This window comes from Flavobacterium erigeronis, assembly GCF_054075165.1.
Genome location: NZ_JBSKGP010000010.1, coordinates 178,059 through 191,621 on the forward strand (window position 1 = coordinate 178,059; position 13,563 = coordinate 191,621).

Annotated in this window: 10 protein-coding genes; 9 read left to right on the forward strand and 1 reads right to left on the reverse strand. The window is 36.4% G+C overall.

All coding sequences use genetic code 11. From position 1 onward, the window contains the following. Positions 1 to 89: 89 nt before the first annotated feature. The 5 genes from ACWA1F_RS19465 (at position 90) to ACWA1F_RS19485 (ending at position 5,706) form a co-directional block, all read left to right on the forward strand. Positions 90 to 1,736, forward strand: coding sequence for a DUF6377 domain-containing protein (locus tag ACWA1F_RS19465; protein WP_456896116.1), 1,647 nt, complete (start codon positions 90 to 92; stop codon positions 1,734 to 1,736). Positions 1,737 to 2,025: 289 nt separating this feature from the next. Continuing rightward, positions 2,026 to 3,165, forward strand: a complete 1,140-nt coding sequence (locus tag ACWA1F_RS19470; RefSeq protein ID WP_456896118.1) for an acyltransferase family protein — start codon at positions 2,026 to 2,028, stop codon at positions 3,163 to 3,165. A gap of 216 nt (positions 3,166 to 3,381) precedes the next feature. After that, positions 3,382 to 3,996, forward strand: a complete 615-nt coding sequence (locus tag ACWA1F_RS19475; RefSeq protein WP_456896120.1) for a hypothetical protein — start codon at positions 3,382 to 3,384, stop codon at positions 3,994 to 3,996. Between the two features lie 123 nt (positions 3,997 to 4,119). Then, entirely contained in the window at positions 4,120 to 5,298 is a 1,179-nt protein-coding gene (locus ACWA1F_RS19480) for an MFS transporter (RefSeq protein WP_456896122.1), read from the forward strand. A gap of 18 nt (positions 5,299 to 5,316) precedes the next feature. Then, positions 5,317 to 5,706: a VOC family protein gene (locus ACWA1F_RS19485; RefSeq protein WP_456896124.1), complete on the forward strand. Its 390-nt coding sequence runs from the start codon at positions 5,317 to 5,319 to the stop codon at positions 5,704 to 5,706. Between the two features lie 18 nt (positions 5,707 to 5,724). On the opposite strand, the gene ACWA1F_RS19490 is transcribed toward ACWA1F_RS19485, so the two are convergent. Continuing rightward, positions 5,725 to 6,474: a DeoR/GlpR family DNA-binding transcription regulator gene (locus ACWA1F_RS19490; protein ID WP_456896126.1), complete on the reverse strand. Its 750-nt coding sequence runs from the start codon at positions 6,472 to 6,474 to the stop codon at positions 5,725 to 5,727. A 174-nt stretch (positions 6,475 to 6,648) separates the two neighbouring features. On the opposite strand from ACWA1F_RS19490, the gene ACWA1F_RS19495 reads away from it, so the two are divergent. The 4 genes from ACWA1F_RS19495 to ACWA1F_RS19510 all read left to right on the forward strand — a co-directional run bounded on the left by ACWA1F_RS19495 (position 6,649) and on the right by ACWA1F_RS19510 (position 13,556). Further along, complete coding sequence (locus tag ACWA1F_RS19495; RefSeq protein ID WP_456896128.1) at positions 6,649 to 8,262, forward strand: DUF1254 domain-containing protein; 1,614 nt, start codon at positions 6,649 to 6,651, stop codon at positions 8,260 to 8,262. A 165-nt stretch (positions 8,263 to 8,427) separates the two neighbouring features. Then, complete coding sequence (locus ACWA1F_RS19500; protein WP_456896130.1) at positions 8,428 to 9,015, forward strand: RNA polymerase sigma-70 factor; 588 nt, start codon at positions 8,428 to 8,430, stop codon at positions 9,013 to 9,015. Positions 9,016 to 9,104: 89 nt separating this feature from the next. After that, the gene (locus ACWA1F_RS19505; protein ID WP_456896132.1) at positions 9,105 to 10,034 is read left to right on the forward strand and encodes a FecR family protein; all 930 of its coding nucleotides are present in this window, start codon (positions 9,105 to 9,107) and stop codon (positions 10,032 to 10,034) included. 144 nt (positions 10,035 to 10,178) lie between these two features. Next, entirely contained in the window at positions 10,179 to 13,556 is a 3,378-nt protein-coding gene (locus ACWA1F_RS19510; RefSeq protein ID WP_456896134.1) for a SusC/RagA family TonB-linked outer membrane protein, read from the forward strand. Positions 13,557 to 13,563 lie beyond the last annotated feature (7 nt).

Sequence of the window (13,563 nt, forward strand, 5' to 3'; positions counted from 1 at the left end):
CTAAGGTTTTTTTATTGAGAATGGTTTTTTATAATTTACAAAAACATGCTAATTTGTATATATTTGCATGAATCAATATCCTTCCCAAGATGAAGAAAATTTATATTCTTATTTCTGTTTGCCTATTTTCCGTTTGTAATGTTGTATGCCAAGAGTCCGTATCAAAAGCAATTACTTTAGAAAAAGCATTGGCGCAAAAGAATGTTTATACCGCAAGGAAGGATAAAAAAACAGGCGAATATAGAAAACAGCTGATAGGGAAAAATAGCAGCGCTGCGGTGTATGCCATCAATAATAAATTATATCAGGAATATAGAAAATATAAAATAGATTCGGCGCTTTACTTCATTCGTCAGAACTTATTAATTGCCAAAAAACCGTATGATTCTTATAAAGAAAAACAGGCTTTAATCGAACTTTCAAACCTATATTCATCAAACGGAAGTTTTTTAGAATCAAGATCAATTCTAGAAAAAATAAATAGCCGTGAACTTCCTAATGACTTAAAAGCTCAATATTATGAGTTCTACAGTCAGTTTTTTGAACATTATGCGACCAATAATCCGAACACGCATTACCGAAGACAGATAGAAGTTTACAGAGATTCTCTGCTAGGAGTTTTAGATCCTAAAAGCAATAAATACAAGATCAATCTTGCGCAAAAACTGATGTACAATAAAAAATATGCAGAAGCGCAGAAGCTGTTAATCGGACTTTTGAATAAAAGCACTAAAAGAGATTACGATTATGCGATGTATACGTACTTGCTTGGAGACATAAAAATGTATTTTAAAGAAGAGCAGGAAGGGATTAAATATTATAGACTTGCAGCAGTTGCCGATCTCGAAAATGGCGTAAAAGATCACGGCGCGATTCAGAATCTTGCCATTTACAATTATTATCGCGGTGATATCGACAAGGCGTACCGTTATGCCAAATCAGCTTTGGAAGATGCTGTTTTCTGCAATGTGAAATTCAGAACACTGATGATGTCCGAGTTTTATTCGATCATCAATACCGTTTATCAGGAGCGAGAAGAAGAAAACAAAAACAAACTGCATGTATTGATTTTCGCCATCACAATGCTGAGCGTCGGATTGCTTGTTACAGCCGTTTATGTGTACAGGCAGATGAAAAAAATATCCAAAATAAAAGAAGAACTTTCTATTTCATCAGAACAGTTAAAAATCGTTAATTCTGATATTCAAGAAGCAAACAATAAACTCAACGTATATAATATTGAACTTCATGAAGCCAATAGAATTAAGCAGGCTTACATTGCCAAGTTCTTCGATATGTGTTCTTCTTATATCGGAAAATTGGATGAATACAGAATAAAACTCAATAAAAAAGCCTTAAGCAAACAATTTGATGAATTGTCCTTAATGCTTCGTTCTAGTAATCTGGTTGACGAAGAACTTCAAGATCTTTACCAGCGTTTTGATGAGATTTTTATTAGCCTCTATCCCGATTTTGTTTCTGATTTTAATACTCTTCTCATTCCCGAAGAACGCATCATTTTAAAAGAAGGCGAAATCCTAAATCCAGAACTACGAATTTATGCTTTGGAGCGTCTTGGTTTTTCAGACAGCGTTAAGATTGCTTCGTTTCTTAGATATTCTCTCAGCACAATTTATAACTACAGAACCAAGGTTAGAAACCGCACTTCATTGTCCAAAGAAGAGTTTGAATTCAGACTTCAGAAAATTGGAATGTCAGGAAACGGCGACTCTTAAGTTTTAAAGGCATTAGCGTTCTCTATTATACCAGCCAATGCACTTTTGTAGGACTGATGATGAGGTGTTTTGCATTCTGAAATGCTCTATTTTTTACTCTACATAAACTACTTTTTTTACTATAGTTTAATTTTTAAGTATTTGTTTATTAGGTGTTTATGGTTTTTTATTGGCTACATTTTTAAATTACGGTGCAAAAACAATACTATATCGTTATAGTTTTGCACAAAAGGATTTAAACTTTGTACTAACGAAATAAATAACCAAAAACCCAAAAAACCAAAAATAAATGAATGTAAAATCTGTGCAGGAATCTATTTTTCCTGATTCTAAAAAACATTATGAAATACTCGACGGACTTCGCGGAGTTGCAGCAGTAATCGTAGTAGCGTTTCATATTCTAGAAGTATTTTCTGGAGGCGATCACACCAAACAGCTTATTAACCACGGCTATTTGGCCGTCGATTTTTTCTTTCTGCTTTCTGGATTTGTAATAGCGCATGCTTACGACGACCGTTGGGGAAAGATGTCTATAAAAGAATTTTTCAAAAGAAGGCTTATTAGACTTCATCCTATGATATTAATTGGTATGCTGCTTGGAGCCGTTTGTTTTTACCCAAGTGCATCAGAGATGTTTCCTGCTGTAGCCGGCACTCCGTTGTGGAAAATGCTAATAGTTCTCGTACTTGGAATCTTTTTAATTCCTGTTCCTGGCTCTTTAGATATTAGAGGATGGGGCGAAATGTATCCATTAAACGGTCCCGCGTGGTCGCTTTTTTTTGAATACATTGCCAATATTGTCTACGCTATTTTTCTTAGAAAAGCATCCAACACCATTTTATGGATATTGACTTTAATTGCAGCTTTTTTTCTAATCCATCTTGCGGTTACAAGCAGTCATGGAGATATTATTGGAGGCTGGTCACTTGATCCTGCACAGCTTCGAATCGGTTTTACAAGATTGGCATTTCCTTTCCTTGCCGGAATTCTGCTTAGACGATTGACAAAACCAGGAAATATGGGGAGCACCTTTGTACTCAGCAGTGTTCTTATTGCTATTGTACTGGCTTTTCCAAGAGTAGGCGGAAGCGAAAATTTATGGGTGAACGGAATTTATGATTCGCTTATGATTATTATAATGTTTCCTCTTATCGTATACATTGGAGTTTCGGGCACGGTAAAAGGAAAAACAATGCAGAAGGTTTGCACCTTTCTAGGAGACATTTCGTATCCTATTTACATTACGCATTTTCCAATTTTGTATGTGTATTATTCTTATGTAGTAAAAAATAAAATCACGCTAGAAAATTCTTTTTCGGCGGCGGCATTAGTATTTGTTTTGTCAATAACGGTGGCTTATGTTTCATTAAAGTTCTATGATGCTCCGTTTAGAAACTATTTGGCAAAACGTTTTTTAAAGAGAAGTTAAGGGTTGGTTAAGTTAGTAATGATTGCGGACGTGCGGGAATAACAACAGCCCTTCCCATAAGCGCGTCCGTTTTTGCAGAATAGTACAGTGTTCTGTATAGAAATCGGCTGCTGCTTTTTTATTGTATTCGAATGCCTGTAAAAGAAACAGTAAATAGTAAGAGATTTGTCCTGCATGCCAATACAATTTTATTCAAACTTTTAAATTAAATGAGTTATGATCCAGTTTGAATGGTTTGATAATCCTTTAGTAAAAGCAGCAGCTGTTTTTCTTTTTTGCACATTTTTAGCCTCAGCCTTATACATTATTTTAGGCAATTCAAAAAGCGGAAAAGAACAGCAAGATATATTAGCCCAAAAACATTCCAATGTTTTAAATGAGCTTGAAAAGAAAGTTACTTTGAGAAAGAAAAATATTAATGGGGGAGTCTCTTTAAAAACTCAAATTAAAATTCAGAATACTCCAGAGTTTTATGATGAGCAGTATTTAGAAAGAGAAAAACAAAGTACAGCTATTCTTCAAAAAGCAATTTTTAGTCTTCGAAATGGCAGAGAAGTAGAAGGGGCAAAATATTTAATCGCGGCTTGCAAAATTTGGAAAAATGATGAAAAACTAGGGAAACTTCTTATGGCGCTTCCTATTCTAGAAGATATATTGATTCATTTAAGTAGAGAAGATTTTGTTTTAGTAGAACTCGATTCAGAGCATAAATTTTCGGACATTGATAAAGTCATCAACTTTGTGCTTTCTTCACAAATTTCTTCAACCGACCGAAAAATGATTTCCGAAATCAAAAAAATAATTCATATCAAAAGATTAGATTATCTGTAAGGAAATTAAAATATAAACCGCCCCGTTGGCGGTTTTTTTATGCTTAATAAATAAAATGCTATTATTTGCAAATTTGCATAAATTTGCATAATATTGCAATCTATAATTTTTTTTAAATATTTTATGAATACTACTGTAAACAAGGCGATACCCGCCATTAAAAGCATATTTTTTGTATGCGGTTTTGCACTTTCAAGCTGGGCGCCAATGGTTCCTTTTGCTAAAAATAGATTAAATCTGAATGATGGAGAACTTGGTCTGCTTCTTTTAATGCTTGGGGGAGGCGCTATTTTGATGATGCCAATCTCTGGATATCTAGGACAAAAATTTGGAAACAGAATTGTAATTACGATTTCCTGTATTGCAATTGCTTTTATACTGCCATTTCTGGTATTCTTGGATGGAGTTACCGCTATGGCTGTGGCACTTTTTATTTTTGGAGCCGGCATCGGAACTGTAGATGTTTCTATGAATGCGGTTGGAGTAAACCTTCAGAATTTATACGGACGTCCAATAATGTCTTCGCTTCACGGACTTTTTAGTGTGGGCGGTCTTGTGGGATCTCTAGGTTTGGGACTTCTTATAAAAACGGGACTAGAGCCTCTAAGTGCCGCACTTTTTATATCTCTATTGGTGCTTTTAACAGTTGCATTTCAGTACAGAAAATTATTTGATGCGTCAAGCGAAAGACAGACAGCATTGACCCATACTGAGGAAAAAGAAAGTACTGCAAGCGGAAAATTTGCATGGATGAACAGAGGCGTGCTTTTTTTAGGAATACTATGTTTTATCGTTTTTATGTCTGAAGGTGCAATGCTAGATTGGAGCGCTTTATTCCTTCACGAAAACCGCGGAATGGATGAATCTTGGGCGGGAATTGGCTATGCCGTTTTCTCTGTTGCTATGGCAATAATGCGTCTGTTTGGAGATGGTCTTGTAGAAAAATTAAGTCATCGTACTGTGGTTACGGGCGGAGCGCTTACCGCTTCGGCTGGTCTTTTAATGGTCATTTTATCGCCGTGGATTTCTTTGACAATCTTAGGCTTTTTTATTCTGGGTTGCGGAGCGGCCAACATTGTTCCAGTATTTTTTAATGAAGCTGGAAAGCTGAAAAATGTTCCTGTTGCTGCTGCGGTGGCCGCAATTTCGACAATGGGATATTCTGGTCAGTTGCTAGGACCCGTTTCTGTTGGGTTTATTGCAGAGCTATCATCATTGGGATTGGCATTAGGAATTTGTAGTTTGCTTTTAGCAGGAGTTGGAATATCTTATTTTTTATTTATGAATAAAAGCAAATCTTAATCATTTAAATCTAAAGAAATGAAAATAGAACATATCGCAATCTGGGTAGAAAATCTTGAAGTCATGAAGGAATTTTACCAAAAGTATTTTAAAGCATCAGCAGGAGAAAAATATACGAATTCGCTCAAAAAATTTGAATCGTATTTTTTAAATTTTGAATCGGGAAGTAGGATTGAAATCATGTGCATGCATGGAATTGAAAATGCATCCAAAGATGTAACAAGACAAAAAACAGGATATGCACATTTGGCTATGGAAGTGAAGTCAAAAGAAGAACTTGACGAGATGACAGAAATTTTTAGAAAAGACGGATACACCATAGCAGGAGAACCTCGTATTACTGGTGACGGTTACTATGAAAGCGTCATTCTTGATCCCGAAAACAATATAATCGAATTGGTTTTCTAATCATTAATTACAAAAACATTAAACGATTTTAGTTTCTTTTCTGCGGTAACCATCTAGTCTGCTGTCGTTACTAGCAAGATCGGTTATAAGCACCGCTACTTTTTCTATAGCGCAGACTTTAAAAGGTTCGGCAGCATTAAGTTTTTCTTCATTGGCAAGAGCAATAATGCTTTTAGCGGCTTTAGACATAGCCGTTTTAATGCCGCTGTCTCCAAAAAAACTGGCTGTTACTCCAAATTTACTGTCAACTGCGCAAGTTCCCAAAAGATAAATATCAGCAATATACAAACCTATTTCCTCGCAGGCCTTAACGCCTTCGGTGGTTTGAGTTTGTGTATTGTAAATGCCTCCGAGCAAGATCACTTCAATATTTTTATGGTTTGAAAGCACCTGAACCAACGGAATATTATTGGTTATAATTTTCAATTTAATTCCGATAGGAAGTTTAGCTGCAATACTGCAATTCGTAGTTCCTCCGTCCATAAAAATAGTCTGGCCGTCGTGAATAAACTGCTGGGCTTTAAGTGCTATAATTTCTTTTTTGTCTGTCTGATAAGAAGCTCTGTCTACAAAACTTAAAGGATTTTTTAATATCGGAATAGCGCCTCCGCGAACTTTAGAAAGCAGTCCGTTGTTATGAAGCTGTTCAATATCTCTTCTGACGGTATCTTCAGAAACATTGAGTTCCTGTGCCAATCCGCTGTAGTTTACTTTCTCATCGCGGCTTAGCAATTTTAATATTTTGTCAAAACGTTCTTCTTTTAGCATTCAAAAAATGTTTTTATGAAATGCAAATATACATTATACATCACAAAAAGATGTTTCATTTTATAATCTGCAACATGATAATTTATATCAGAGGTAATGCTTTTTTTAAATTTGACTAAAGACAGATTCTGTCTTTAACGATAAACCCCAATAATGAATTAAATTGTTTGTTTTATGAAAAAAGTAATTTTAGCATTATGCATTGCATTTCATTGTAGTCCAATGGCAGAAGCACAGGTTTCTTCACAGACGTTGCAATCTATTTCGACTCCTGCAAAAGTTTCTACCAAACATTTGGGCAATTTAAATTTTAAAGATGGTGTTCCAGATGCTTCCAGTCTTGAAAAATTGTATGATGAACTGGATTATCTTCATGGCGTCGACGCTTTTATAAACGGATTTCCGGTTGTGTCCCAATATGCCATACGAAAAGGATTTAAAGATGCAGGAGTTAACGATAATGAGGTGCTGGTATTTTCAGAACTGATGGATTCTAAATCTATATTTCTGACAGCCAATGCAGATACGTATTATTTCTGGACCTTTATTGATTTGACAAAAGGACCAATGGTAGTAGAAATTCCGCCTGGAGTTTTAGGGGTATTTGACGATATGTGGTGGCGATGGATTTGTGATATCGGAACGCCAGGTTCAGATCGTGGTGTTGGCGGAAAGTATCTTTTAGTACCGCCCGATTATAAAGGAACACTTCCAGAAGGAGGTTATTTTATCGGGAGAAGCAGAACCTTGCAAGCCTCTCTTTTAGGAAGAGCATTTCTAGTAGACAACAGCCCAAAACAGGCTGATGAAGCATTAAAAAAACATTTAAAAATTTATCCGTACACAGAAGGAGGATGGGGATCAAGCATTGGTGAATTCTTGAAAGGAGAAGGAAAACTAGGTCCGATCGCGGCTAAAACGCCTGAAATGAAGTTTGTAGAAGGAAGCGGAAAAGAAATGAATACCATTCCGCCAAATGATTATTCTTTTTTTGAATTTTTGAATGAAGCAGTGCAGTCGCAGCCAGCATCGGCGCTTGATCCTGAAGTTGCGGGGCATTTTGCAGGTATTGGCATTGTGAAAGACAAACCTTTTAATCCAGATGCAAGGATGAAAAAAATACTGCAGGAATCTGCTGCAGTCGGAAACGCTGTAAGCCGCGCTGTCTCTCTAAACGGACGCCCTTCTGAAGGCTTTAATTATTACGGGCCTAATTCCAGATGGATGATTCCGCTTTGGGTTGGAGGTTACGATTTCCAGACTCCTCCGCCAGCTATCACAAAAGAGGGCGTGAAAGCTTTTCCAGACGACGGAGCAAAAAAACTCAATGCCCGAATTGCCATGTTTTATGCCGCTACAGGTATTACTCCAGCCATGTGTATGCGTCTTCCAAATATCGGTTCGCAATATCTAGGAGCAAATTATGATAAAAACAACAAACCTTTTGATGGTGCTAAAACCTATAAAATTGTAGTTCCAGCTAAAATTCCAGCTGCAATGTTCTGGTCATTTACATTATATGATAATCAGACCAGATCGATGTTGCAGACTCCGCAGCGATATCCGAGAGCGGGAAGCCAGAGTTATCCAACACCGGCTGCGACCGCTAATTCAGACGGCACTTACACCATTTATTTCAGTCCGAAGAAACCTGCGAATGTAAGCGAGGGCAACTGGATTCAGACCGTTCCAGGAAAAGGATGGTTTGCTTTATTCAGACTTTACAGTCCGCAGCCATCGTACTTTGATAAATCTTGGGTACTGCCAGATATTGAAGAAGCGAAATAAAATTTGCAATTCTTTTTTAAATTATAAACCTTCAGAGTCCATGACTTTGGAGGTTTTTTATAATGATAAAGAAGCTGCGTAGGTGTAAATGTAATTTAACACAAAGTTAAATTAGCTTTTTAGGTATTTTTTGTTTGATGCTTTTCATTTGCTTTTTTAACTATTATGAAAAAAGATCTTTTGAAAATGACAGACGATGAACTTCAAAAACTGATTTTTGAGGGAAACGATACTGCGTTTTCAATTATTTTTAATCGATACTGGAAAAAGCTTTATTCTTATGCTTTTAAAATTTACAAAGACGAAGCAGTCTGCGAAGATATCGTTCAGGAAATCTTTATCAGTCTTTGGAAAAATGCATCGAACACAATAATCTTAAACCTTGAAGCTTATCTCTTTAGAGCTGTAAAATACAAAATTGCAAACCAGCTTAGAAACTTGAAATTTGATCAGCAGCATATTGAAGTATTAGAAACTATTCCAGATCCAAGTTTGTCTTTAAACGATCTAGAATATGTTGATTTCGAAAGAAATATCAACGAACAGATCAATAAACTGACTCCAAAATGCCGAGAAGTCTTTTTACTCAGCAGAATGGATCATTTTTCGAATGCCGAAATTGCGGCAAAATTAAACCTGTCTATTCATACCGTAGAAAAACATATCAGCAATGCGCTTAAGCAGCTGCGTTTAAATTCTGCGTCTTATAATCATCTTCTTTTTTATTGGGCAGCGTTCTTTTATGTTAACTAAAAAACGCTCATTTTAAGAAAACGTTAAGACTACTTTTTCGACTACTTGTTCGATTCAAAAAATGTGACTTGTCTATAAAAGCATATATTTTGAAAAAAGAAAACTTTTTGCTTCTGGCAAAAAAATACGAAGAAGGTACCTGCACACCCGAAGAAAAAGCAGCTGTTGAAACATTTTTTGATAAAATGCAGGAGCAGGCATCAGATTTAGAAAATAATATATCTGATGAAAAAGGCGATGTCATTCTAAATAAAATACTTTTAGAATTACAGGTTAAGCCAAAAAAATATTCATTTAGAAAAGCATTAAAAGTAGCAGCCGTTTTAGTTACCGGACTTACTATTGCATTTACCGCGGCTAAATTTATTTTCAAACCAAAAGAAATCACTCAGATTACTGCCAAAGGAGAAAAGAAAGAAATTTATTTGGAAGACGGCAGTGTCATTGTATTAAACTCCAACAGTAGTGTTACGTATCCCGAAGAATTTGAAACGACAAGAAATATACAACTGACAGGACAGGCTTATTTTAAAGTTTTTAGAGATGTCAAAAGACCTTTTATTGTTCAAACCCACGATGTAAAAGTGAGAGTTTTAGGAACTTCATTCGACATCAATTCTTATAATCATCACGATACGAAAGTAAGCGTGATTACAGGAAAAGTTGAAGTTACTTCACCAACTGGAAAAAAAGTGCAGATTACCAAAAATCAGCAAGCCGATTTAATCAAGAATTCCGATTTACAGATTTCTACAGAAAACAGCGATGATAAAATTGCTTGGATCAGCAACACCATCATACTTAAGAACACCAAACTTTCAGAAACCGTTAAAATCATAGAAAACTGGTACAATGTCGATATCGTGATTGAAGATCAGGAATTGAACGACCTTACTATTTCTGGAAAGTTTAAAGACGAAAAATTGGAAAATGTCTTAGAAAGTATTGCCTATTTAAAACAGCTAAAAATAAATTACACAACTAAAAACCAAATTATTATAAGAAAAAAGACGCCTTAAAAAAAGAAAAAAAACAAACCCGCCTCCGGTGCAACGGAAACGGGCATTTTAAAGACTAAAAATAAAATTTATAGCCTAACAGTAATGAACACGAAACTACAATTTTTTTTCAATAAGTATATAAAGATGAAAAATCTTTACTTAATGATTTTATTAATTTTTTCCTTTAACGGATTTGCCTTAGGTCAATCTGCGAAGGACGTACAAATAAGCCTGAATCTAAAAGATGCAACCATCACCGATTTTTTTAAGGCAGTAGAACAGAAGACGACTTTTACTTTTGTTTTTGATGAAAAAATATCAGCAACATCACAGCGCATTTCGATCTATGCAGAAAAAGAAAGTCTAGACGGAGTATTGACAAAAATCTCGGCTAAAACGGGATTGGCATTCAGAAAACTAAACAATACGATTACCGTTACCAAAAATCTTCGCGCTCAAATGAATGTTCGCGGAAAAGTATTGGACGAAAGCGGAATGCCAATGCCTGGTGTTACCGTTCTAGAAAAAGGAACCAGAACCAGCACCATGACCGATATGGAAGGGAATTTCAGTTTTGCTGTCAGCTCTTCTGCTGTTTTGGTTATTTCGTACGTAGGTTATATTTCTCAGGAAATTGCTGCAAGCGCAAACCCAATTACGGTAACCATGAAGTTGAGTACAAGTGAGTTGAATGAAGTTGTTGTAACGGCTTTAGGAATTAAAAGAGAAGAAAAACGATTAGGATTTTCGCAACAGACGATTAAATCTGAAAGTTTATCGCAAGGAAGACCAAATAACTGGTCGACTGGATTAAAAGGAAAAGTGGCTGGATTAAGCATTACTTCTACAGGTTCAGGACCTTTAAATTCACAGCAGATTACCCTTAGAGGAAACAGATCGTTGAGTCCAAAAGGAAATTATGCGCTTATTGTAGTAGATGGAGTTCCTGTAAACGCAGAGATGACAACGTCTGGTTCAACGAGTGCGTATATGGGAGAAGATTCACCAATTGATTACGGAAACGGAATTTCAGACCTTAATCTAGATGATATTGATGCAGTAACAGTGCTTAAAGGTGCAGGTGCAACTGCGCTTTATGGTAGCCGTGCGGCAAACGGTGCGTTGATTATTACCACAAAATCGGGAAAGAAAAATAAAGGTTTAGGAATTTCTTTCAACACAGGAGCGACTTTCGACGTCATCCAAAGATGGCCAGATTATCAATATAAATACGGACAAGGGACAGGAAATTCGCCAGATGCTTTTGGAAATCAATATTACTCTTACGGGAATTCTGCAGACGGAACTTCAACAAGCGGAACGAGTAGTGCTTGGGGACCCGCTTTTACAGGACAGAATTTCTACCAATATGATCCTGCTGTGCAAGGACAATCTCCAGAAAGAACGCCTTGGCAGTCTTATAGAGACAACCGTAAAGATTTCTGGAGAACAGGTGTGACTTTAAACAATAATATTTCGATTCAAGGCGGTGACAACAAAGGTTCGATGCGTCTTTCTCTTGGAAATCAGAAGAACGAATGGATTATGCCAAATACTGGTTTTGACAGGGTTACGGCTGCAGTAAATGCCAATTATCAGGTTTCGGACAGAATTAAATTGGGAACAACGGTAAATTACAATACGAGAAACAGTGATAATCTTCCTTCTACAGGTTATAACAATGGTTCTATTGCGTATTTCATGATTTTCCAACAGCCCAATATTGATTTGGATTGGTATCGTCCAATTTGGGAGAAAGGCAAAGAGCAGATCGCGCAATTGCATCCGTTCAGTTCTTTTATCGATAATCCGTATTTGATTGCTTATGAAGCGACCAATACATTAGACAGCGATCAGATTGTAGGGAATTTGTTTGCCAATATTACGTTGTCTCCAAATCTGGAATTAATGTTGCGTTCTTCTATGAACACTTACAACCAGACTAGAGAGCAGAAAAGACCTTACAGCATCAACAGATATGCAAAAGGATTTTACGAAAGACAAGACGTTTTCAAACAAGAAATCAACTCCGACTTTTTGCTTTCATACAAAAAAGATTTTGGAGATAAATTCTCGCTTTCGGCTTCAGCAGGAGGAAACGCGATGAGTTATAAATACAGAAGAACAGAAGCAGAAGTAACTGGTTTAGTAGTTCCCGGCGTTTATAAACTTTCAAATGGTTCAAGCGCACCGATTTTAACTTTAGGCGATGCCAATAAAAAAATGAACAGTTTGTACGGTTTAGTTTCCATGTCGTACCGAGATATGCTTTTTGTAGATATCACAGGAAGAAATGACTGGACGAGTACGCTTCCGGTAGAAAACAATTCTTTCTTTTATCCGTCGATCAATACAAGTGCGGTTCTTTCAGAAATGTTCAGTCTTCCAAAAGCGATTGATTTCTTAAAATACAGACTTTCTTTTGCTCAAGTAGGAAACGATACAGAACCTTATAAAACACAGAAATATTATGGGCAAAGTGCTTTTCCAAGTTCGGCTCAGACTTTAACAGTTTTATATAATGATCATTTTAAACCAGAAATTACGACAAGTTTTGAGACTGGTTTTGAAATTAGAATGCTGAAAAACAGACTTACGTTTGATGGTACAGTTTACGAAAGTGTGACTAAAAACCAGATTATCGATATTCCGATGGATTTTTCTACAGGTTACAGCGGAGCAGTTTTAAACGGAGGAAAAGTAAGAAACCGCGGAATCGAACTTACGCTTGGCGGAAAAATTATTGATGGCGAGAATTTCAAATGGAATGCTACGATGAACTGGTCAAGAAACTGGAACAAAGTAATGGAACTGCCAGAAGGAATTGACGGACAGCAGATTATTGGTACAGGTGGAACAGCCTCAATCATTGCAAAAGTAGGCGGAACTACAAGCGCCATTTATGGTTTCGGATTTGTGAGATCTCCTGACGGACAGATTGTATATGACAATGCGGGTCTGCCAGCATATCCTGAAGCAATTCAGTATATCGGCGATGCAAGTCCAAAATGGAAAGGCGGTTTGACTAACGGTTTTTCTATTGGAAATTTCACTATGAATGTAACAATTGATGGTCAGTACGGTGGTATTATTTATTCGCAGACACACCACAAACTTTCAGAACAAGGAAAACTGAATTCTAACGAAATGGGTAGAGCAGACGGCTTTATCATTGGAGATGGAGTAGTTCAAAATACTGATGGATCGTACTCTCCAAATACCAAAAAAGTGGCAACAGCAGATTGGTATGTTCGTTATTACCGAAGAGCCAATATTGAATCGAATTCATTTGACGCTTCTTTTGGAAAGCTTCGCGAAATCAGTCTTCAATATAATTTGCCAAAAAGATGGCTGAAAAATACAGGACTGCAATCACTTCAGTTTTCAATTTTCGGAAGAGATTTAGCAACCGTTTCCGATTTCCCAATTTACGATCCTGAAACAGCAGCGCTAAACGGAGATACTATTTTACCTGGTATCGAAATGGGGCAAATGCCATCGCCAGCAACTTATGGTTTCAATTTAAGTTTGACTTTATAATTAGACA